The following is a 21,790-nucleotide window of genomic DNA, read 5'->3' as shown; positions in this document are numbered from 1 at the left end:
GAACGAAACGGCAACAGCCCCTAGCCGCCCGCCGCCAGGCGCAGCAGTCGGCCCACGCCGGTGTCGTCCGGTAGCAGCAGCAGGCTGAGGCCGAAGATCGCCACCAGCCCGGCCAGGTAGGCGAGCGATACGAGAAGGTGTCCGACCCGTCGGCGCCAGGGCAGGCGACGAACGACAGGGTGGCGAAGGGAGCGGCGCGACGGCATGGGTGCCTCGACGGAGCGGAGAACGGAGCGGAGAACGGAGCGGAGAACGGAGCGGCGGCGCGCAAGGGTAAACCGAATAAAGGCATTTTGCCATTATTGTGGATTGCACCGACGATCCGTCCTGCGTGCGCAGGGTGCGGCCGTAGATGGCGGGCGTGTTCTACACTGAATCGCTCCATCGCCAGCCCCGCTTTCCGGGAGAGCCCGCATGCCGACGCGCCGAACCTTTCTCCAGCACACCGCCGCGCTCACCGCCCTGGCGGCCCTGTCCCCCGGCTTGCCGGTCTTCGCCGCCGACACCGCGCAACTGATGCAGCGCCCGATTCCGGCGAGCGGCGAGGCGTTGCCGGTGATCGGCCTGGGGACTTCGCGAACGTTCCACGTCGGCCTCGACGACGCCTCTCTCGAGCCCCTGCTGGAGGTGATGCGCACCTTCGTCGCGGGTGGCGCCCGGCTGATCGACACCGCGCCCAGCTACGGCGCGGCCGAAGCGGTCACCGGCGAGCTGGTCGCGCGGCTGGAGGCGCGGCAGAAGGTGTTCCTCGCCACCAAAGTGTCCTCCAGCGGCCGCGAAGCGGGCCAGCGGCAGCTCGAGGCGAGCTTCCGGGCCCTGCAGAGCGACACGCTCGACCTGGTGCAGGTGCACAATCTGCAAGACACCGCGACCCAGCTGCAATTGCTGCGCGAGCTGAAGGAGCAGGGCCGGGTGCGCTACATCGGCATCACCCATTACGTCGAGTCGGCGCATGACGACCTGCTGACGGTGCTGCGCAAGGAACGGGGCATCGACTTCGTGCAGCTCAATTATTCGGTGGGCGAGCGCAATGCCGAACGTCGATTGCTGCCGTACTGCGCCGACAACGGCATCGCCACCCTGATCAACCGACCCTTCACCCGCGGCAACCTGCTGTCCAGGGTCAGGGACAAGCCGTTGCCGGACTGGGCCGCCGAGATCGAGGCCAGCTCCTGGGCGCAGTTGCTGCTCAAGTTCATCCTCGCCGAGCCGGGGGTGACGACGGTGATCCCGGCGACCTCGAATCCGCGCTACATGGCCGACAACCTGCTGGCGGGCCAGGGCCGCCTGCCCGATGCGCGCCAGCGCGAGCGGATCGTCCAGGCGTTCGGCTGAGTGGCGCGGCAGCGCCGCCTGATGCCGCGGGAGGCCTGAGCGCATGCCCGGAGCCCTTGCCCGACGCCTGTCGCGCCTGATCGACGCCGGCCCCGGCGAGCTGCCGGCGGCGCTGGCCGGCTTCGGTCTGTTCTTCTGCCTGTTCAGCGGCTACTTCATGCTGCGGCCGATCCGCGAGTCCATGGGCATCCAGGGCGGCGTCGACAACCTGCAGTGGCTGTTCACCGCGACCTTCTTCAGCATGTTGCTGGCGGTGCCGTTGTTCGCCTGGCTCAACTCGCGGGTGGCGCGGATTCACTACATCGACTGGGTGTATGGCTTCTTCTGCGCCAATCTGCTGCTGTTCGCCGCGCTGTTCTTCCTGCTGCGCGACAGCGTCTGGCTGGCGCGGGTGTTCTACGTGTGGATCTCGGTCTACAACCTGTTCGTGGTGTCGGTGGCCTGGAGCCTCATGGCCGATGTCTTCGATGCGCCGCAGGCGCGCCGGCTGTTCGCCTTCATCGCCGCCGGCGCCAGTGTCGGTGGGCTGGTCGGGCCGGCGATGAGCGCGCTGCTGGTGGGGCTGCTCGGCCAGTTCGGGCTGATGCTGCTGGCGGCGCTGCTGCTGGCGCTGGCCGTGGCGATCAAGCATTACCTGATGGCCTGGCGCGAGGTGCTGGGCGCCGGGCGGCCCGGCGCCCAGCAGGCGGAAAACCCGCGCCGGCCGGTGGCCGGCAACCCGTTCAGCGGCCTGACCCGGGTGCTCGGTTCGGGCTACCTGCTGGGCATCGCGGTGTTCGTGCTGTTGCTGACCACCGCCAGCACCTTCCTCTATTTCGAGCAGGCGCGGCTGGTCGCCCAGTTGTTCCCGGAGCGGGCCGGGCAGGTACGGGTGTTCGGCGCGATCGATTTCGTGGTGCAGACCGGCGCGTTGCTGTCGCAGCTGTTCATCACCGGGCGCATCGCCCAGCGGCTTGGCGTGCGCGTGCTGCTGACGGCCGTGCCGGCGCTGGTCTGCCTGGGGTTTATCGGCCTGGCGCTGGCGCCGACCTTCGCCGTGCTCGCCAGTGTGATGATCGCCCGTCGCATCGGCGAGTACGCCTTCGTTCGGCCCGGCCGGGAAATGCTCTTCGCGCCGCTGGATGCCGAAAGCAAGTACAAGGCGAAGAACTTCATCGACACCGTCGTCTATCGCGGCGGCGACGCGCTCAGCGGCTGGGCCAAGAGCCTGCTCGACAGCCTCGGCCAGGGCGTGCTGCTGGTGGCGCTGGTGGGCGCCTTCTGCGCGGCGGTGTGGGGCGGCGTGGGCTGGTTCCTCGGCGGCCGCGCCGATCGCGCCAGCACGACACGCAACGACTGAACTGCCGTCTCGCCCATGTTTTCCAACGGCCCGCTATGGCAAAAGGCTTACAAGGCGCAGCGCTGATTTCCGCTTCAACGGCCCGCCGCGAGTCATTAATCTACGCCCCACTGAAGCGCAGGAAGCCTTCAGGATCAGGAAGACCGACCAGCGCCAGGACGGCACACGAAGGGATCTCGAACCGGTCAGAGAAAACCCGCCTCGGCGAAAACCCGCCTCGGCGGGTTTTTGCTTTTATGCGTGCCTGGCGCCCGGATGCCAGGCACTGCGGCAGCCGTCAGTGGCGGGCGATGGCGACGATCTGCTCGATCAGCCACTGCAGCGCCGCATCGTTCTGCCGCTGCGCCACGCTGACGATATCCAGCGCGAAGCTGCCGAGCTCGAACGGCAGGTCGTACAGCTGCAACGGCAGCAGCGCGGCGAAGTGGCGTGCCAGCTGGGTTGGCAGCACCGCGGCCAGGTCGCTGCTGGCGACGATATGCGCGGCCTGCAGGTAGTTCGGCGTGGTGTAGACCACCTCGCGCTCGAGTCCCCGTTCCTCCAGCCATTGATCGACCATGCCGCGCGTCTGGCCGCCGTGCACCCAGAGATGGCGCAGGCGCAGAAAGCCGTCCAGTTCCCGCGCCTCTTCGGCCCGCGGATGCCCGCGGCGCATGGCCAGCTGCAGCGTCTCGCGGGTCCAGGGGCGGACGTGGAAGCGCGCCGGCACCTCGAGAAAGCGGCCGAGCGCCAGATCGATCTCGCCATTGTCCAGCGCCTCGGCCGGCAGCGTCGGGGCCAGGTGCTGGATGGCCAGGCGGATGCCGGGCGCCTGTTCGGCGAGGCGACGCATCAGCGCCGGCATGCAGAGCAGTTCGACGTAATCGGTGACGGCGATGCGAAAGCGCTGGCGGCTGTGGGCCGGGTCGAAGCTTTCGCCGGCGCTCAGGCTGTGCTCGATCTGCTGCAGCGCATTGCGGATCGGCGCCTCCAGCGCCAGGGCGCGCGGGGTCGGCTGCATGGCGCGGCCGACGCGCACCAGCAGCGGGTCGTCGAGCAGCTCGCGCAAGCGGTTCAGCGCATTGCTGACGGCGGGCTGGCTGAGCGACAGGCGCTCGGCAGCGCGGGAGACGTTGCGTTCGCGCAGCAGCGCGTCGAGTACCCGCAGCAGATTGAGGTCGAAGTTGTAGATATTCATTCAGTGAATCTGAAATATCACAAGACTAAATTTCAAAAATAGTAGCGTCTTCGTCTATGGTTGGTCTCCCGCTTTCTTCCAGCCTTGCGAGGAGGACACCCGCAATGAGCCAATCCCGCTTCGATATCCAGACCGCTGCCGTGATCGGCGCCGGCACCATGGGCCGCGGCATCGTCATCAGCCTGGCCAACGCCGGGATCGAGGTGCTCTGGCTGGACAGTGACCCCGCGATGCTCGCGCAGGCCCTGCGCATGGTCGAGGACACCTACGCGCACAACGTGCGCCAAGGCCGCATCGACCAGGCCGAGGCAGCCGCGCGCCGTGGGCGCATCGGCACGGCGGCGGGCTATCAGGCGCTGGCGGACGTCGACCTGGTGATCGAGGCGGTCTACGAGAACCTCGAGCTGAAGCAGCGCATCTTCCGCGAACTGGACGGCGTCGTGAAAGCCGGCGGCATCCTCGCCAGCAACACCTCGGCGCTGGATATCGACGCCATCGCCGCCGCCACCCGGCGCCCGGAGCAGGTCGTGGGGCTGCACTTCTTCAGCCCGGCGCACATCATGAAGCTGCTGGAGATCGTCCGTGGTGCGAAGACCTCGCCAGCGGTGCTGGACGCCGCCCGCGAACTCGGCCGGCGCATGGGCAAGGTCGGCGTGATCGCCGGCAATTGCCCGGGCTTCATCGGCAACCGCATGCTCGCCACTTACGTGCGCGAGGCGCGGGCGATGCTGCTCGAAGGCGCCTATCCGTATCAGGTCGACGGCGCGCTGCAGGGCTTCGGCTTCGCCATGGGGCCGTTCCGCATGTACGACGTGGTTGGCATCGACCTGGAATGGCGCGCCCGCGAACTGGCCGGCGAAGGCCAGGACCAGCCCGAGGTACAGGTCGACAACCGCCTCTGCGAGCTGGGCCGCTTCGGCCAGAAAGCGCGCATGGGCTACTACCGCTACGCCGAGGGTAGCCGCCAGGCCGAGCACGACCCCGAGGTGGATGCGCTGGTGCAGCGCGAGTCCGAGCGGCTGGGTTTCCAGCGCCGCGCGATCGGCGCGGAGGAAATCCGCGAACGCTGCCTGCTGGCGCTGGTCAACGAGGGCGCGAAGATCCTCCAGGAAGGCATGGCCGAATCCAGCAGCGATATCGATAGCGTCTACCTCAACGGCTACGGCTTCCCGGCGGAAGTCGGCGGGCCGATGACCTGGGCCGACCGCCAGGGCCTGCCGGCGATCCGCGAGCGGCTGAACGCCCTGGCCGCGCGCCATGGCGAGCACTGGCGGCCGGCCGAACTGATTGACAGCCTGGCCACCCTCGGTGGACGTTTCGTCGACTACAAGAAGGAGGCCTGAGCATGGAATACACCGCTCCCCTGCGCGACATGCGCTTTGTCCTGCACGAACTGTTCGATGCCAGCGGCCACTGCGCGCTGCTGGGCAACGGCCTCGATCGCGAGCTGATCGACGGCGTGCTGGAGGAGGCGGCGCGCTACACCGGCGGCGAGATCGCGCCACTCAACCGCAACAGCGACGAGGAAGGCGTGACCCTGGAGAACGGCGAGGTCAGGACGCCGCAGGGCTTCGTCGAGGCCTACCGGCAGTACGTCGACAATGGCTGGGCGAGCATGACCGGCCCCGCCGAGTACGGCGGCCAGGGCTTCCCGCAACTGGTGGCGTGCGCCTTCCACGAGATGCTGATGGCCGCCTCGCTGTCGTTCCGCGTCTATTCCGGGCTCACCGAGGGCGCGGTGCTGGCGCTGTACAAGCACGGCAGCGAGGAGCTGAAGAGCGCCTATCTGGAGAAGCTGGTCAGCGGCCGCTGGACTGGCACCATGTGCCTTACCGAGCCGCAGGCCGGCACCGACCTGGCGCTGCTGCGCACCCGTGCCGCGCCGCAGGCGGATGGCAGCTACCGGGTCAGCGGCAGCAAGATCTTCATCTCCGGCGGCGAACACGACATGAGCGAGAACATCGTGCACCTGGTGCTGGCGCGGCTGCCGGATGCGCCGCCCGGGGTGAAGGGCATCAGCCTGCTGCTGGTGCCGAAGTTCATCGCCAACGCCGACGGTACGCTGGGCGCGCGCAACGCGCTGAGCTGCGGTGCCCTCGAGCACAAGATGGGCATCAAGGGTGCGGCCACCTGCGTGATGAACTTCGACGGGGCCACTGGCTGGGTCGTCGGCGCGCCGAACCAGGGCCTGGCCTGCATGTTCACCATGATGAACGATGCGCGCTTCCAGGTCGGCCTGCAGGGGCTCGGCCTGGCCGAGCAGGCCTGGCAGGGTGCGTTGGCCTATGCCCGCGAGCGCCTGCAGTCACGCGGGCTGGCCGGCGCGCAGTATCCGGACAAGCCGGCCGACCCGATCATCGTCCATCCCGACGTGCGGCGCATGCTGCTGACGCAGAAGACCCTGGTCGAGGGCGGGCGCATGCTGGCCATGTACTGTGCGCGCCAGCTCGACCTGGAGCATGGCCACCCCGCGCCGGAGCTGCGCCAGGCTGCCGGCCGCCGCGCGGCGCTGCTGATCCCGATCGTCAAGGCCTTCCTCACCGACATGGGCCAGGAAGTCACCAGCCTCGGCGTGCAGGTCTACGGCGGCCATGGCTACATCCGCGAATGGGGCATGGAGCAGCTGATGCGCGACAGCCGCATCACCCAGCTCTACGAGGGCACCAACGGTATCCAGGCGCTGGACTACATCCGCCGCAAGCTGCTCGGCGACGGCGGCGCGGAACTGTCGGCGCTGCAGGCCGAGTTCAGCGAGCTGTGCGACCGCCAGGTCGAGCACCCGGCGCTGCGCGAGCTGGCCGCTACCGTGCAGGCGCGTCTCGGCGAATGGCGTGAGCTGACGGCCGAGGTGATCGCCGCGACCCAGCGTGATCCGCAGGAGATCGGCGCCGTGTCGGTGGATTTTCTCCACTATTCGGCCTACGTGCTGCTGGCCGGCTTCTGGCTGCAGGCCGCAGCGCGGGCGCAGGAGGCGCTGCAGGAGGGCGGCGGCGAGGAGGCGTTCTACCGGGCCAAGCTGGCCAGCGCCGATTTCTACCTGCGCCGCGTACTGCCGCGCGCCAGTGGCCACCGCGAGGCGATCCGCGGCGGCGCCGCCTGCCTGATGGCGCTGGCGGCGGACAGCTTCGCCTTCTGAATCACCTATACCTGTAGGAGCCGCCGTCGCTGGCGATGAATCGTTGGCAGTAAAAAAACATCGCCCGCAAGGACTGGGCGCCCCCTGGCTCCTACCGAGGGTAGCGAGCCGCCCAAGGCATCCATGACAAGAGGAGCCGCCATGCATCCGTTCAGCTTCGCCACCACCGCCCAACTGATCTGCGAAAGCGGCTCGGCCCGGCGCCTCGCCAGCCTCTGCAAGGAGCGCGGCGCGCGTTCGGTGCTGATCGTCAGCGACCCGGGCATCACCCGCCTCGGCCTGCTCGCCGAGGTGCTGCCGGTTTTTTCCAGCGAAGGGCTGCGGGTCGCGGTCTACGACCAGGTGCTGGCCGACCCGCCGGAACACGTCGTGCTGGCCGCGGTGGAACAGGCCCGCGCGCAGCGCGCCGAGCTGATCGTCGGTTTCGGCGGCGGCAGCTCGATGGACGTGGCCAAGCTGGTCGCCCTGCTGGCGCACGGCGAATGCACGCAGTCGCTCGCCGAGGTCTATGGCGTCGGCAACGCCCGCGGTCGGCGGTTGCCGCTGATCCAGGTACCGACCACCGCCGGCACCGGCTCGGAGGTCACCCCGATCGCCATCGTCACCACCGGCGAAACCACCAAGATGGGCGTGGTCTCGCCGCTGCTGCTGCCGGATCTCGCCGTGCTGGACGCCGAGCTGACCCTTGGCCTGCCGCCGGCGGTGACCGCCGCCACCGGCATCGACGCCATGGTGCATGCCATCGAGGCCTACACCAGCGCGCTGAAGAAGAACCCGCTGTCCGACCTGCTGGCGCGCGAGGCCCTGCGCCTGCTGGCTGGCAATCTGGAGGAGGCGGTGCGCAACGGCGGCAACCGCGAGGCGCGCCAGGCCATGCTGCTCGGCGCCTGCCTCGCCGGCCAGGCCTTCGCCAACGCACCGGTGGCGGCGGTGCATGCGCTGGCCTATCCGCTGGGCGGGCACTTCCACATCCCCCACGGTCTGTCCAACGCGCTGGTGCTGCCGCATGTGCTGCGCTTCAACGTCGACGCGGCGGCGACCCACTACGGCGAGCTGGCGCCCATCGTGCTGGGTGCGCGGCTGCGCCAGGGCGACCCGGCGACCTACGCCGAGCAGCTGATCGAGGAGTTCGGCCAGCTCAGCGCCCGTGTCGGCCTGCCCACCCGCCTGCGCGATGCCGGCGTGCCCGAGCACATGCTGGCGCAACTGGCGAAGGAGGCCATGCTGCAGCAGCGCCTGCTGGTGAACAATCCGCGTGAAGTCAGCGAGGCCGACGCGCTGGCGATCTACCAGGCCGCGTACTGACCCCTACCGGTACCATCGTCCCACCTGTGCATCCGCGGAGAACGGCAATGCCCGAGCAACCCAAGCACCTGCGTAGCGACTACAAGCACTTCCAGCCGATCACCACGCGCTGGCACGACAACGACATCTACGGCCACGTCAACAACGTCGCCTATTACGGTTTCTTCGATACCGCGGTGAACCACTACCTGATCCACCAGGGCGGGCTGAACATCCACGGTGGCGAGGTCGTGGGCTTCGTGGTCAGTTCGTCGTGCGACTATTTCGCCTCGATCGCCTTCCCCGACGCCATCGAGGTGGGCTTGCGGGTGGCCAGGCTCGGCAGCTCCTCGGTGCAGTACGAGCTGGCGATCTTCCGCGACGGTGAGCGGGAGGCCTGTGCCGCGGGCCGGTTCGTGCATGTGTTCGTCGAGCGGGCGAACAACCGGCCCACCGCGATCCCGCCCCGCTTGCGCGCCGCCCTGGAGGCGCTGACCTGAGGCGACGGGCCGCCGACCGGGCCCGTCGCGGTGCCATCAGTGATGCTTGTGGTGATGCTTGTGGTGGCCCTTGGCCTTGCCTGGATGACCATGGTAGTGGCCGTCACGGTGGCGGCGGTCGCCCCGGTCATGATCGTCGTCACCGTAGGCGTTGCCCAGCGCCCCGCCCGCACCGCCGCCAACCGCGGCGCCGATCAGTCCGCCGGTGCTGCCGCCGACGCGCTGGCCGATGACATTGCCTCCGGCCGCGCCGAGGCCGCCGCCGATGGCCGCCTCGGTGCGGTTGCGCTTGTCCGCCCCTACCGCGCCCCCGGCCGCACCCCCGACGCCGGCGCCGATCGCGGCACCGGTCGATCCGCCCAGGTGCTCGCCCACCACCGAACCCAGGGCCCCGCCCAGGGCGCCGCCAACGGCGGCCTCGGTGTTGCTGCCGGCGACCGCCGCGCCACTGAGCAAGCTGGCGGACAACAGGAAAATCGAGGCGTACTTCATGGTGTTATCCCGAATATGGAATGGCCGCGCGATCCTCACGTGCCGTTGCGCTTGCCGCAAGGCTTTCCCGACGAAATGAGTGACGCCGTTCTTGTTTCGTAATTATTTGATTTTCAATAGGAACTTTGGCTTGGTGAGGCGGTCGGGGCCTCGCAGGCGTCAGCCCCTTCACGGGGGCGTCCTGGGCGTCAGCGCCGGTCGGCGGCGATGAGCATGTCGCGCACGCGCTTGGCCAGCTCGTCGAGGTTGAACGGCTTGCTGATCATGTCCATGCCGGGGTCGAGGAAGCCGCTGCTGGCGGCCTGCTCGGCATAGCCGGTCATGAACAGCACCAGCAGGTCGGGACGGCGCTGGCGGGCGATGTCGGCCAGTTGCCGGCCATTCATTCCCGGCAGGCCGACATCGGTGATCAGCAGGTCGATGTGCTCGTCGGTTCCCAGCACTTCCACCGCGCGGTTGCCGTCGGCCGCTTCCAGGGCGCGGTAGCCGAGCATTTCCAGCACATCGAGGACCAGCAGGCGGACCGCCGGATCATCCTCGACCACCAGTACGGTTTCGCCCTGCTGCGCCTGCAGCGCGCCGCCGGCTTCGCCAGCGACGGCAGCCGTTTGCGGTTGTTGCTGGTGGGCCGGCAGGTAGAGGCGCACCTCGGTACCTTCGCCGGGGGTGCTGGTGATCTGCACGTGGCCCCCGGCCTGGCGGGTGAAGCCGTAGATCATCGACAGGCCGAGGCCGGTTCCCTGGCCGATGGGCTTGGTGGTGAAGAAGGGCTCGAAGACGCTGGCCAGCACCTTGGCGGTCATGCCGCAGCCGCTGTCGGCGACGCTGAGGGTGACATAGCGTCCGGCGGCCAGCTCGCCGATCTCGCCCTGGCGCTGCAACTGCACGTTGGCGGTGGCGATGCGCAGGGTGCCGCCGTCGGGCATGGCGTCGCGCGCATTGATCACCAGGTTGAGCAGGGCGCTTTCCAGCTGGTTCTCGTCGCTGTTGGCGGCCCATAGTCCGGCCTGCAGGTCGCTCTCGATGCGGATATGGCTGCCCAGCGTGCGGCTCAGCAGGTCGCGCATCGAATCGATCAGCTCGTTCAGCTCGACCCGCTTGAGGTTCAGCGGCTGGCGGCGGGCGAAGGCCAGCAGGCGGTGGGTCAGCGCCGCGGCGCGATTGGCCGAGGTGGCCGCGGCCTCGATGAAGCGCTGGGTCTCGGCGTGGCGGCCGGACTGGATGTAGCGCTGGATCAGGTCGAGCCCGCCGATGATGCCGGTGAGCATGTTGTTGAAGTCGTGGGCGATGCCGCCGGTGAGCTGGCCGACCGCCTCCATCTTCTGCGCCTGGCGCAGCGCGGCCTGGGTCTGCTCGCGGGTGGCCATTTCCTTGAGCAGGCGCTCGTAGACTTCCGCCAGCGCCTCGGTACGCTCCTGGACGCGGCTCTCCAGCGTCTCGTTGAGTTCGCGCAGCGCCTGCTCGGCCTGGCGCCGTTCGCTGACGTCGAGGGCGAGGACGAAGAAGCCCTGTACCACCTCGTGCTCGTCGTGCCGCGGCAGGTACTGTACCAGCAGGTGGCGTGACGTGCCGTCGCCCTGGTGGCTGGCCTCGAAGGCGACCCGCTGCCCGCTCAGCGCGGCACGGATGTTCCCCGTGCGGCTGGCATAGACCTGCTCGCCGAGCACCTCCTGCAAGGTCCGCCCGACCAGCCGGGACTGGCCGAGCCATTCGCGGCAGGAGCGGTTGTGGAAGCGGAAGCGCTCCTGGTCGTCGATGTAGGCGATCAGCACGGGCAGGGCGTCGGTGATGATCTTCAGCTCGGCTTCGCTGTTGCGCAGGGCCTCTTCGCTGAGGTGTTGCCGGGTGATGTCCATCACCGCGCCGGTAAAGCGCAGTGCCCGGCCGGTGTCGTCGTAGTGGCAGCGCCCGCGGGCGAAGGCCCAGCGCGTTTCGCCGCCGTCGCTGTGCAGGCGATAGCGCTCGGCCAGTTCGCCTCCGCTGGCGATGCACTGCTCCAGCGCGGCGCGCACGCGGCCATGGTCATCGCCATGGATGTGCTCGAAGAACGCCTCGAGCGAGAGTCCCTGGCTGCCGCCGGGCAGTTCGAGCTGGTGGACGCGTGACAGCTCGGCCCCGGCGGGCGCGCTGCCGGGGCCGATGTCCCAGTCCCAGATGCCGATCAGGTCGCTGGCCTCCAGCGCCAGCTGCAGGCGGTGTTCGCTGAGCCGGTGGGCTTCGGCGCTGAGCTTGTAGCGCAGCGCGGCCTGCGACAGGCGGGCCTCGGTGCGCACGCGGTCGCTGGTTTCGCAGAGGCACAGCAGCAGCCCGCCGATGCCCTGCCGGTCGTCGCGGATCGGGCTGAGGGCGAGGTTGAACCAGGCCTCGACGAGCTCGCCGTCGCGTTCGAGCTTCAGGTGCTGGTTGTACAACACGCGGGCCTCGCCGCGGCGGGCGGTGTCGCAGGCCGGCGCGAGCAGTTCCCAGGTCGCGCCCCAGCGGCTGCAGGCGGGCTGGCCGAGTTCGGCGGGGTGGCGGCTGCCGATCAGCGCGGCATGGGCGTCGTTGTACAGTTGCAGCGCCTGCTCGCCCCAGAGGATGCACATCGGCAGCGGGGCCTCGAGGATGGTATCGAGCAGTACGCGCAGGGCCGCCGGCCAGCACCGGGGTGGCCCGAGCTTCGTCGCGCTCCAGTCGTGCCGGCGGATCTGCCGCCCCATCTCGCTGTTGCTGTGCGGCCAGAGGTCGGCCCCTGCTGCTGGCATGTCGTGTCCTATCGATCAATCCGTGGCTGAACTGCGGAACCGAGACAGGTAGCGGGCGTTTCGGTTCCGTCGTTTCGATGCTTGTCGCCCCCCCGTTCGTCCTGGAACCGGGTGCTGTCGGCGACAGCGCGGCCAAGTGTAAGGCCTGCGCGGCCAGGGGCGCAGCGTTTCCCGTCAGGCCCGGTGGCCTTGCAGGCTGCGCACCAGGTCGAGGTAATCCTCGACCGCGGCGAACTCCTCGGTGTCCTTCGGCGCGCGGCGGCTGTCCGGTTCGCGAACCGCGAGCAGGTGGGCCACGCCGAAGCGCCGGGCGCTACGCAGGATCGGCAGGCTGTCGTCGATGAACAGCGCGCGCGCCGGGTCGAATGCCAGGTCCTGCCTGAGCGCATGCCAGAACTGCGCCTCTTCCTTGGGGAAGCCATAGTCGTGGGAGCTGATCAGGCGATCGAACCAGGGCGCCAGTTCGACCTTCTCCAGTTTCAGCGACAGCGAGTCGCGATGCGCATTGGTGATCAATACCACGCGCTTGCCCGCCGCGCGCAGGGCGCCGAGGAATTCGTCGGCGGCCGGGCGCAGGGCGATCAGCTCGGCCACCTCGCGCTTCATCTCGCGGATCGGCAGGTCGAGCTCACGGCTCCAGTAGTCCAGGCAGTACCAGGTGAGCTTGCCGACGTGTTCGTTGAACAGCGGCGCCAGCTCCAGTTCGGCCATCGCGCGGCTGATGGCGTGGCGTTCGGCGTAGCGCTGCGGCAGCAGTTCGAGCCAGAAGTGGTTGTCGAAATGCAGGTCCAGCAGGGTGCCGTCCATGTCGAGCAGGACGGTGTCGATTTCGGACCAGGGCAGGGACGCGATCATGGGGCAGGCTCTTCGTGCGGCGATGGGTTGAAAGGGGCGTCGGTGGTCGGCTGGTTGCAAAGCGCTCACGGTCATCGCAAAAAGCCGGGTTATGATAGCCGCTCGCGTTTCCAGGAGTTGCCCATGCGCCAGAAACCCACCGTGCTCGCTCGTGAGATCGTCGCTAGCAGCCGCCTGTTCCGTGTCGAGGAATTGCAGCTGCGCTTTTCCAACGGCGTGGAGCGCACCTACGAGCGCCTGGTCGGCAAGGGCAGCGGCTACGGCGCGGTGATGATCGTGGCGTTGGTCGACGGCGAGAACGCCCTGCTGATCGAGGAATACTGCGGCGGCACCGACAGCTACGAGCTGTCCCTGCCCAAGGGCCTGATCGAACCCGGCGAGGATGTGCTGGAGGCCGCCAACCGCGAACTCAAGGAAGAGGCCGGTTTCGGCGCCCGGCGCCTGGAGCTGCTGACCGAGCTGTCGCTGTCGCCGGGCTACATGAGCCAGAAGATCCAGGTGGTGCTGGCGCGCGACCTGTATCCCGAGCACCTCCCCGGAGACGAGCCGGAGCCGATGCGTATCGAGCAGGTCAGCCTGCGCGAGCTGTCGAGCCTGATCCAGCATCCGCAGTTCAGCGAGGGGCGCGCCCTGGCGGCGCTCTACCTGGCCCGCGATCTATTGACCCAGCGCGGGGAGTTCACCCCATGAGCCATCCCTATCTGTCGGCGGTGATCGATCTGGTGCGCCAGGCCGGCGAGGCGATCCTGCCGTACTGGCGCAGCGAGCTGGAGGTGCAGGCCAAGGCCGATGCGTCGCCGGTCACGGCTGCGGACCTGGCCGCCCATCACGTGTTGCTGGAGGGCCTGACGGCGCTGGATGCCAGCATCCCGGTGCTTTCGGAAGAGGACTGCGCGGCGCCGCTCGGCGAGCGGGCCGGCTGGACGCGCTGGTGGCTGGTCGATCCGCTGGACGGCACCAAGGAATTCATCGCCGGCAGCGAGGAGTTCACCGTCAACGTGGCTCTGGTCGAGCAGGGCAAGGTGCGCTTCGGCGTGGTCGGGATACCCGCCAGCGGCCGCTGTTATTACGGTGGCGAGGATTTCGGCGCCTGGCGCAGTGAAGCCTCGGGTGATACCCAGCCCTTGCGCGTGCGCCAGCGTTCGCCGCAGGCGTTCACCCTGGTGGCCAGCCGACGCCACAGCAGCCCCGCCCAGGAGCGCCTGCTCGCTGGCCTGCGCCAGCGCTTCGGCGAGCTGGCGCTGGTGAATGTCGGCAGTTCGCTGAAGTTCTGCCTGCTCGCCGAAGGCGCGGCCGATTGCTATCCGCGCCTGGCACCCACCTCGCAGTGGGATACGGCCGCGGCCCAGGGCGTGCTCGAAGGCGCCGGTGGCGAGGTGCTGGATATCAACGGTGCGCCGCTGAGCTATGAGGCGCGGGAGAGCTATCTCAATCCCTCGTTCCTGGCCTTGCCCGGGGGTGTCGCCTGGCGTGACGGGCTGATCGGTATCGCGCGGGGCAGCGAAAGCGGCTTGAAGCCGGAAGCTTGAAGCTGGAAGAAAGCGCCTGGCAGGCGCGCTGATGGGGGCGGCGTAGGGCGGGTTGCAACCCGCCAAACGGAGCTGGCGCCCCGCACATCGGCGGGTTTCACCCGCCCTACGCATCGTTTCCAGCTTTTATTTATGCAAGACGAACTGCCCGGTGAAACGCACGGCATCGCGGCCGTCGGCCGCCAGGATCCGGCTTTGCAGCTCCAGGCGCGAGCGGCCGCGGCGGCGGTAGATGGCCTCGAAGCGTTCCCAGGCGGCTTCGCTCGGTGCCGAGCAGATGGCGATGGCGTCGTCCACCACCGGCAACGGGTATTCGATCTGCCCCTCGTGGATGACGATATGGCCGTCCTCGATGCCCGCCTCGCGCAGGCGCAGGTGCAGCCAGCCCCAGCCGGCCAGTACCGCGGCGCAATACAGGCTGCCGCCGAACATGCTGCTCTTGTGGTTGATGTTCGGCTGCAGCGGTACCTGCAGGCGCAGCTCGTGGTTTTCCCACTGATCGACGCGCAGGCCCAGCGAGCGGGTCAGCGGGATGTCGTGATGGAGGATGGCTTCCAGGTAGCGGCTATCGCGGCTCATGCCGGGGCGGTTCCTAAACGTTACGAAGATACAGACAGACGCCAAGCATGACTCTTGAGTCACGGTTTGGCCAGCCCGTTCGCGACTTTCGCCGGGCGGCCGGCGCGCCTGGCGGCTGGTGTTCCCGAACGGTGCCGGAGATGCCGCCGGGGGTAGCTGGTGGTGCGCCGGCGTCAGCCCGAAGACTTGCTGCGGTAGGCGCAGTAACCCGGTCGCGGGCCGATGCGCGGGTGGTTGCGGCAGGTGTCCGGGCGTTTGGCATAGACGCTGCAGAGGCGGGCCTTGCGGTCCAGATAGAGGCAGTCGCCGTTGGCCAGCCGGGTCAGGGTGAAGATTTCGTGCTTGTGGTTGAAATGCTCGACGATGCCGGCCTTGCCCAGGCGCCTGGCGATGGCCTTTGCCGGCTCGTCGCGCTCGAAGGCGTCGACCAGCTCCAGGCGGATCAGGTCGTCGATGCGCACTTCCACCGGCAGGGTGCAGCAGGTCGCATGGCAGTCGCGGCACAGGCCATTGCTGTAGCGCACCCAGGTTTCCAGGCGATCCGGGTCGGCGGAGGCGATCAGCTTGTTCTTCACGGGCGGGCGTTCGAGCAGGTGGGGCGGCGCGATCATAGCGATCTGCGCGGGAATTGCCAGTGTTTCCACCCCTCGCCATTGCCGGACAGGCGGTAGCGCAGATGTAAGGGAAACCTGCAAACCTTTCAGAATCGTCAACGCCGTAGATGAACGGGCGCGGCTGCCATGAGTCCCTTTTGTGTGTCTTCGCTAACCGAGGTCTGTCCATGACGCAGGAAACCGTTAATCCCACCGCCGATGAGGTCACCGCTTTCCGTGAACGCGTGTTGCGCAAGCTCACCTACGCGGTGGGCAAGGACCCGGAGCATGCCTCGGACCATGACTGGTTCGAGGCCGTCGCCCTGGCCGCGCGCGACAGCACCATCGATCGCTGGATGGACTGCACCCGGCAGACCTACCGCGAGGGCCAGAAGCGGGTCTACTACCTTTCCCTGGAATTCCTCATCGGCCGCCTGCTGGTCGACAGCCTGAGCAACCTCGGCCTGTTCGAGGTGGCGCGCGAAGCGCTGGCGGAGCTGGACGTGGATATCGACCGCATCCGCCTGCTGGAGCCGGATGCGGCGCTGGGTAACGGTGGCCTGGGGCGCCTGGCGGCCTGCTTCATGGAAAGCATGGCGACCCTGGGCGTGGCCTCGCACGGTTACGGCATCCGCTACGACCATGGCCTGTTCCGTCAGGCCATCGTCGATGGCTGGCAGCACGAGCAGACCGAAACCTGGCTGGATTTGGGCAACCCCTGGGAGTTCGAGCGCTCGGAGGTCAGCTACCTGATCGGTTTCGGCGGCAACGTCGCCGCCAGTACCGACGAGCGCGGCGAGGTGCAGCATTTCTGGCATTGGGCCGAAGGCGTGCGGGCGATCGCCTACGACACGCCGATCGTCGGCTGGCGCGGGGCGGGCGTGAACACCCTGCGCCTGTGGCGCGCCCGGCCGGAGGCGGATTTCCATCTGGAGCGCTTCAACGCCGGCGACCATATCGGTGCCGCCGCCGAAGAGGCGCGCGCCGAAAGCATCTCGCGGGTGCTCTACCCGGCCGACAGCACCGAGGCCGGCCAGGAGCTGCGCCTGCGCCAGGAATATTTCTTCGTCGCCGCCTCGTTGCAGGACCTGCTGCGCCGCCACCTCAAGCAGCGCGGCACGCTGGACAACCTACCGGAGTTCGCCGCCATCCAGCTCAACGACACCCACCCGGCGATCGCCGTGGCCGAGCTGATGCGCCTGCTGGTCGACGTGCACGGCTACGAGTGGACGCATGCCTGGCGGTTGACCACCGCGACGCTGTCCTATACCAACCACACGCTGCTGCCCGAGGCGCTGGAAACCTGGCCGGTGGGGCTGATGGAGCGCCTGCTGCCGCGGCACATGCAGATCATCTACCTGATCAACGCCTTCCACCTCGACTGCCTGCGCGAGCGCGGGCTGCACGACGCCGACCTGCTGCGCTCGGTCTCGCTGATCGAGGAGGACCACGGCCGCCGGGTGCGCATGGGCAACCTGGCCTTCCTCGGTTCGCACAGCACCAATGGCGTCTCGGCCCTGCATACCCAGCTGATGCGCAAGACGGTGTTCACCGACCTGCACGGGCTGTATCCGCAGCGGATCAACAACAAGACCAACGGCATCACCTTCCGCCGCTGGCTGTACCAGGCCAACCCGCAGCTCACCCGGCTGCTGGTCGACAACCTCGGCGAGGACCTGCTCGATGCGCCGGAGACGCGCCTGCGCGAGCTCGAGCCCTATGCCGAGCAGGCGCACTTCCGCCAGCGATTCGCCGAGCAGCGGCTGGCCAACAAGCGTCATCTGGCGAATGTGATCCACGAGCGCCTGGGCATCTGCGTCGATCCGCAGGCGCTGTTCGACGTGCACGTCAAGCGCATCCACGAATACAAGCGCCAGTTGCTCAATCTGCTGCACACCGTGGCGTTGTACCACGCCATTCGCGACGATCCGGGCGGCAACTGGGTACCGCGGGTGAAGATCTTCGCCGGCAAGGCGGCGGCCAGCTATCACCAGGCCAAGCTGATCATCAAGCTGAGCAACGACATCGCCAACACCATCAACGCCGACCCCACGGTGCGCGGCCTGCTCAAGGTGGTGTTCCTGCCCAACTACAACGTCAGCCTGGCCGAGGACATCATTCCCGCCGCCGACCTCTCCGAGCAGATCTCCACCGCCGGCCTGGAGGCTTCCGGCACCAGCAACATGAAGTTCGCCCTCAACGGCGCGCTGACCATCGGCACGCTGGACGGCGCCAATGTCGAGATGAGCGAGCAGGTGGGGCTGGAGCACATGTTCATCTTCGGCCTCACCGCGCAGCAGGTGAGCGCGCGCAAGCTCGCCAACGAATACAACGCCGAGGCCACCATCGACGCCACCCCACGGCTCAAGGAGGTGCTGGCGGCGATTCGTGGCGGCGCCTTCTGCTCGGAGGACCCGGCCCGCTACGCCGGCCTGGTGGACGGCCTCAGCTGGCACGACACCTTCATGGTCTGCGCCGACTTCGACGCCTACTGGCAGGCGCAGCTGGATGTCGAGGTGTGCTGGCGCGATCCGGCCCGCTGGTGGCGCTCGGCGGTGCTGAACACCGCGCGGATGGGCTGGTTCTCTTCGGACCGGACCATCCGCGAATATGCCCGCGATATCTGGAAGGTCATGTAGCGCGCCTGCCGGCGAGCCCGCCCGGCAGGCTGTACCGGCGGTGCCACCAGCAATGCCGGCGGCCGCTTGCCGTTTCGCTGAACTCTGCCTGCTGCCTGCCGGTCTGAGGGGAGTTAGTTTCCCCGCGGCCTGCTAAACTGCGCGGGTTTATCCTTCCTCCGGAGCCATTTCCATGTCACGCGTAACCCTCAGTCGCTACCTCATCGAGCAGACTCGCAGCAACAACACCCCGGCGGACCTGCGCTTTCTAATCGAGGTGGTCGCGCGAGCGTGCAAGGAGATCAGCCACGCGGTATCCAAGGGCGCCCTCGGCGGGGTGCTGGGCAGTAACGACAGCGAGAACATCCAGGGCGAGGTGCAGAAGAAGCTCGACGTGCTCTCCAACGAGATCCTGCTGGAGGCCAACGAATGGGGCGGGCACCTGGCCGGCATGGCTTCCGAGGAAATGGACAACGCCTACCAGATTCCCGGCAAGTACCCCAAGGGCGCCTACCTGCTAGTCTTCGATCCGCTGGACGGCTCCAGCAACATCGACGTGAACGTCTCGGTCGGCACCATCTTCTCGGTGCTGCGCTGCCCGGATGCCTGCTTCAGCCAGAACGACGCGCTGGGCGAGGAAGCCTTCCTCCAGCCCGGCACCAAGCAGGTCGCCGCCGGCTACGCCATCTACGGCCCGCAGACCATGCTGGTGCTGACCCTCGGCGATGGCGTCATGGGCTTCACCCTGGACCGCGAGCTGGGCAGCTTCGTACTCACCCACGAGCGTCTGCGAGTGCCGGAAAGCACCGCCGAATTCGCCATCAACATGTCCAACCAGCGCCACTGGGAAGAGCCGGTCAGGCGCTACGTCGGCGAGCTGTTGGCCGGCGAGACCGGGCCGCTGGGCAAGAACTACAACATGCGCTGGATCGCCTCGATGGTCGCCGACGTGCACCGCATCCTCACCCGCGGCGGCCTGTTCATGTACCCGCGCGACGCCCGCGAGCCGGAGAAGCCCGGCAAGCTGCGCCTGATGTACGAGGCCAACCCGATGTCGATGATCATCGAGCAGGCCGGCGGCGCGGCCACCAATGGCCTGCAGCGCATCCTCGATATCCAGCCCGAGTCCCTGCACCAGCGCGTGGCAGTGTTCCTCGGCTCGAAGGAAGAAGTCGAACGCATCACCGGCTACCACCAGGGCTGAGTGATGCCGGCCCCCTGGCAGCAACTACTCGACTGGTGGTTCGGCCAGGGCGCCACGGCGGCTGACATCGCCGCCGAGAAGCATGCGCTGTGGTTCGGCTACAAGCCGGCGCAGGATGCCGAGGCCGGCGAGCGCTTCGGTGCCTGGACGCAGCAGGCGCTCGATGGCGGCCTGCAGGAATGGGCCGGGCAGCCCGAGGGCTGGCTGGCGTTGCTGCTGTTGCTCGACCAGCTGCCGCGGATGATCCATCGCGGCACGCCGCAGGCGTTCGCCGGCGACGCGCGTGCCCAGCAGCTGGTCCGCGCTGGTTTGGCGCACGGTGGCGACATGCTGCTGGCGCCGATCCAGCGGGTATTCGTCTACCTGGTGCTGGAGCACACCGAGAATCTCGCCGTGCAGGAGCTGGCCGTCGCGCACTTCACCGCGCTGCGGGACATCGCCGTGGCCGACGAGCGCAAGCTGTACGACGACTTTCTCGATTATGCCGAGCGCCACCGCGAGGTGATCTCGCGTTTTGGCCGCTTTCCCCATCGCAACGCCATGCTCGGGCGCGAGTCCAGCGACGCCGAGGCGGCCTTTCTGGCACGGCCGGGCTCGGGCTTCTGAGTGCCGGCTGCGATGCAGTGAATCCTATAAAGAAGCAAGGAGCTCGATATGTCGTTGCGTACCCCATTGCTGATCGCCGCCGCGCTGTTGCTCGGCGCCTGCAGCCCGATCACCCAGGAGAACTTCGCCAAGCTCAAGCCCGGCATGGAACGCGCCGAGGTGGAGCGGCTGCTCGGCAAGCCGGCCGAGTGCGCCGGCGCGCTGGGCATGTCCAGCTGCACCTGGGGCGAGAAGAACCGCTTCATCAGCGTGCAGTTCGCCGGCGACAAGGTGATGATGTTTTCCGGCAAGGGCCTCAAGTAGCCGCCCCGCTCAGTCCCAGTCCAGCTGCGCCAGTTGCCAGTCGTTCCCTTCCCGCCGCCACTGCAGCCGGACCTGGTAGTGGCCTGCCCGCTGTGGAATCAGCGCTTCGGCGCCGGTCAGGGCGAGCTGTGCCTCGGTATGGCCTCGGTCGGGATAAGTGGGATCGATCCAGCTTCGCTGGGTCAGCGCGATCACCTTGACGTTGCGATGGCGCAGGAACATCAGCGCTGCGGTACGCCTGGCCCAGTCGCGGTCGTACTGCCGCTGGGCCTGGAAGTCGGCGTGCAGCAGCTCCATCAGCACGCTGGTCTGCTTGCTTTCCAGGCTGGCCTGGAGCCTCTCGGCGGCGGCCTGCAGCGCCGCTTCCGGATCGTCGCGCGCGCAGCTGGCGAGCGACAGTGCACAGAGCAGGGGGATGGCAGCGGCTAATTTCCACGGTGACATGCTCAACGCCTCGAACCTCGTTATGATGCCGCTAACGTCATGCGGGCTGGCCGGCCCGCCGTAGATCGGGAGTGTGCCATGCAGACCTTGTTTCCGGAGATAAAACCCTACGCCCGGCACGAGCTGGCGGTCGAAGAACCGCATGTGCTTTACGTCGACGAGAGCGGTTCGCCGGATGGTCTGCCGGTGGTGTTCGTGCATGGCGGCCCCGGCGGCGGCTGCGACGCCATCAGCCGGCGCTTCTTCGACCCGACCCTGTACCGCATCATCACCTTCGACCAGCGCGGCTGCGGGCGCTCGACGCCGCATGCGAGCCTGGAGGGCAACACCACCGCGCACCTGATCGCCGACATGCAGCGCATCCGCGAACACCTGGGCATCGACAAGTGGGTGCTGTTCGGCGGCTCCTGGGGCTCGACGCTGTCGCTGGCCTACGCCCAGGCCTACCCCGAGCACGTGCACGCACTGATCCTGCGCGGCATCTTCCTCTGCCGGCCGCACGACCTGGCCTGGTTCTACCAGGACGGCGCCAGCCGCCTGTTCCCCGACTACTGGCAGGACTTCATCGCGCCGATCCCGCCGGAGGAGCGCGACGACCTGATGCAGGCGTACTACCGCAGGCTCACCGGCAGCGACCAGATCGCCCAGATGCACGCGGCCAAGGCCTGGTCCTGCTGGGAGGGGCGCACCGCCACCCTGCGGCCGAACAACCACGTGGTCGAGCGCTTCACCGATGCCCATCGCGCGCTGTCGATGGCGCGCATCGAATGCCACTACTTCGTCAACCAGGCCTTCCTCGAGCCGGACCAGTTGCTGCGCGACATGCCGAAGATCGCCCACCTGCCCGGCATCATCGTGCATGGCCGCTACGATGCCATTTGCCCGCTGGACAATGCCTGGGCGCTGCACCAGGCCTGGCCGAACAGCGAGCTGCAGATCATCCGCGACGCCGGCCATTCCGCGGCGGAAAGCGGGATCGCCGATGCGTTGGTGCGCGCCACCGGCGAGATCGCCCATCGCCTGCTCGACCTGCCGCCGGCGGATGCCTGATG

21 protein-coding genes are annotated in these 21,790 nt (G+C 68.1%); 13 read left to right on the top strand and 8 right to left on the bottom strand.

Annotated features, from left to right (window positions below; genetic code table 11):
- Positions 1-20: 20 nt before the first annotated feature.
- Complete coding sequence (locus CXK94_RS01475; protein WP_102893007.1) at positions 21-206, bottom strand: hypothetical protein; 186 nt, start codon at positions 204-206, stop codon at positions 21-23.
- Between the two features lie 208 nt (positions 207-414).
- Here CXK94_RS01475 and CXK94_RS01470 point away from each other — a divergent pair, with 208 nt between their 5' ends.
- Both CXK94_RS01470 and CXK94_RS01465 read left to right on the top strand, forming a co-directional pair.
- Positions 415-1,335: an aldo/keto reductase gene (locus tag CXK94_RS01470; RefSeq protein ID WP_102893006.1), complete on the top strand. Its 921-nt coding sequence runs from the start codon at positions 415-417 to the stop codon at positions 1,333-1,335.
- A gap of 43 nt (positions 1,336-1,378) precedes the next feature.
- A complete protein-coding gene (locus tag CXK94_RS01465) occupies positions 1,379-2,674 on the top strand; it encodes an NTP/NDP exchange transporter (RefSeq protein WP_102893005.1) in 1,296 nt (431 codons plus the stop codon).
- Between the two features lie 277 nt (positions 2,675-2,951).
- On the opposite strand, the gene CXK94_RS01460 is transcribed toward CXK94_RS01465, so the two are convergent.
- Positions 2,952-3,851 carry a LysR family transcriptional regulator gene (locus CXK94_RS01460; protein WP_102893004.1) on the bottom strand — a complete coding sequence of 300 codons (900 nt, stop codon included), beginning with the start codon at positions 3,849-3,851 and terminating at the stop codon, positions 2,952-2,954.
- A gap of 104 nt (positions 3,852-3,955) precedes the next feature.
- Between CXK94_RS01460 and CXK94_RS01455 the strand changes: the two genes are divergently transcribed.
- From CXK94_RS01455 to CXK94_RS01440, 4 genes are all read left to right on the top strand, one after another.
- Positions 3,956-5,194 (top strand): 3-hydroxyacyl-CoA dehydrogenase, encoded by a 1,239-nt coding sequence (locus tag CXK94_RS01455; protein ID WP_102893003.1) that lies wholly within the window; start codon positions 3,956-3,958, stop codon positions 5,192-5,194.
- A 2-nt stretch (positions 5,195-5,196) separates the two neighbouring features.
- Complete coding sequence (locus CXK94_RS01450) at positions 5,197-6,987, top strand: acyl-CoA dehydrogenase C-terminal domain-containing protein (RefSeq protein WP_102893002.1); 1,791 nt, start codon at positions 5,197-5,199, stop codon at positions 6,985-6,987.
- 141 nt (positions 6,988-7,128) lie between these two features.
- Positions 7,129-8,292: an iron-containing alcohol dehydrogenase gene (locus tag CXK94_RS01445; RefSeq protein WP_102893001.1), complete on the top strand. Its 1,164-nt coding sequence runs from the start codon at positions 7,129-7,131 to the stop codon at positions 8,290-8,292.
- Between the two features lie 47 nt (positions 8,293-8,339).
- Positions 8,340-8,771, top strand: coding sequence for an acyl-CoA thioesterase (locus CXK94_RS01440; protein WP_102893000.1), 432 nt, complete (start codon positions 8,340-8,342; stop codon positions 8,769-8,771).
- Between the two features lie 36 nt (positions 8,772-8,807).
- Here CXK94_RS01440 and CXK94_RS01435 read toward each other — a convergent pair whose 3' ends face one another.
- From CXK94_RS01435 to yrfG, 3 genes are all read right to left on the bottom strand, one after another.
- Positions 8,808-9,263, bottom strand: a complete 456-nt coding sequence (locus CXK94_RS01435; RefSeq protein ID WP_102892999.1) for a hypothetical protein — start codon at positions 9,261-9,263, stop codon at positions 8,808-8,810.
- A gap of 188 nt (positions 9,264-9,451) precedes the next feature.
- Entirely contained in the window at positions 9,452-12,007 is a 2,556-nt protein-coding gene (locus CXK94_RS01430) for a hybrid sensor histidine kinase/response regulator (protein ID WP_102892998.1), read from the bottom strand.
- 174 nt (positions 12,008-12,181) lie between these two features.
- Entirely contained in the window at positions 12,182-12,862 is a 681-nt protein-coding gene (gene yrfG / locus CXK94_RS01425) for a GMP/IMP nucleotidase (RefSeq protein ID WP_037043932.1), read from the bottom strand.
- A 123-nt stretch (positions 12,863-12,985) separates the two neighbouring features.
- Between yrfG and nudE the strand changes: the two genes are divergently transcribed.
- Together nudE and cysQ are read left to right on the top strand one after the other, a co-directional pair.
- Positions 12,986-13,552, top strand: a complete 567-nt coding sequence (gene nudE, locus CXK94_RS01420; protein ID WP_102892997.1) for an ADP compounds hydrolase NudE — start codon at positions 12,986-12,988, stop codon at positions 13,550-13,552.
- Positions 13,549-14,391 (top strand): 3'(2'),5'-bisphosphate nucleotidase CysQ, encoded by an 843-nt coding sequence (gene cysQ / locus CXK94_RS01415; RefSeq protein WP_102892996.1) that lies wholly within the window; start codon positions 13,549-13,551, stop codon positions 14,389-14,391. Before nudE ends, cysQ begins: the two co-directional genes overlap by 4 nt.
- 126 nt (positions 14,392-14,517) lie before the next feature.
- Here the strand turns inward: cysQ and CXK94_RS01410 are convergent, their stop codons facing one another.
- Both CXK94_RS01410 and CXK94_RS01405 read right to left on the bottom strand, forming a co-directional pair.
- Positions 14,518-14,970 (bottom strand): thioesterase domain-containing protein, encoded by a 453-nt coding sequence (locus CXK94_RS01410; RefSeq protein WP_037043924.1) that lies wholly within the window; start codon positions 14,968-14,970, stop codon positions 14,518-14,520.
- Positions 14,971-15,143: 173 nt separating this feature from the next.
- Entirely contained in the window at positions 15,144-15,581 is a 438-nt protein-coding gene (locus CXK94_RS01405) for a YkgJ family cysteine cluster protein (protein WP_256046109.1), read from the bottom strand.
- 170 nt (positions 15,582-15,751) lie between these two features.
- Between CXK94_RS01405 and CXK94_RS01400 the strand changes: the two genes are divergently transcribed.
- The 4 genes from CXK94_RS01400 (at position 15,752) to bamE (ending at position 20,294) form a co-directional block, all read left to right on the top strand.
- Positions 15,752-18,202, top strand: coding sequence for a glycogen/starch/alpha-glucan phosphorylase (locus tag CXK94_RS01400; RefSeq protein ID WP_102892995.1), 2,451 nt, complete (start codon positions 15,752-15,754; stop codon positions 18,200-18,202).
- Between the two features lie 172 nt (positions 18,203-18,374).
- Positions 18,375-19,385 (top strand): class 1 fructose-bisphosphatase, encoded by a 1,011-nt coding sequence (locus tag CXK94_RS01395; RefSeq protein WP_102892994.1) that lies wholly within the window; start codon positions 18,375-18,377, stop codon positions 19,383-19,385.
- A gap of 3 nt (positions 19,386-19,388) precedes the next feature.
- The gene (locus tag CXK94_RS01390) at positions 19,389-19,991 is read left to right on the top strand and encodes a DUF924 family protein (protein WP_102893329.1); all 603 of its coding nucleotides are present in this window, start codon (positions 19,389-19,391) and stop codon (positions 19,989-19,991) included.
- Between the two features lie 48 nt (positions 19,992-20,039).
- Positions 20,040-20,294 (top strand): outer membrane protein assembly factor BamE domain-containing protein, encoded by a 255-nt coding sequence (gene bamE / locus CXK94_RS01385; protein ID WP_037043918.1) that lies wholly within the window; start codon positions 20,040-20,042, stop codon positions 20,292-20,294.
- Between the two features lie 9 nt (positions 20,295-20,303).
- Here the strand turns inward: bamE and CXK94_RS01380 are convergent, their stop codons facing one another.
- The gene (locus CXK94_RS01380) at positions 20,304-20,738 is read right to left on the bottom strand and encodes a hypothetical protein (RefSeq protein WP_102892993.1); all 435 of its coding nucleotides are present in this window, start codon (positions 20,736-20,738) and stop codon (positions 20,304-20,306) included.
- Positions 20,739-20,816: 78 nt separating this feature from the next.
- On the opposite strand from CXK94_RS01380, the gene pip reads away from it, so the two are divergent.
- Positions 20,817-21,788, top strand: coding sequence for a prolyl aminopeptidase (gene pip / locus CXK94_RS01375; protein ID WP_102892992.1), 972 nt, complete (start codon positions 20,817-20,819; stop codon positions 21,786-21,788).
- Positions 21,789-21,790 lie beyond the last annotated feature (2 nt).

The sequence above is a fragment of the Stutzerimonas stutzeri genome (genome assembly GCF_002890915.1).
Classification (GTDB): domain Bacteria; phylum Pseudomonadota; class Gammaproteobacteria; order Pseudomonadales; family Pseudomonadaceae; genus Stutzerimonas; species Stutzerimonas stutzeri_AF.
This window is presented reverse-complemented; position numbering and strand designations above follow the sequence as displayed.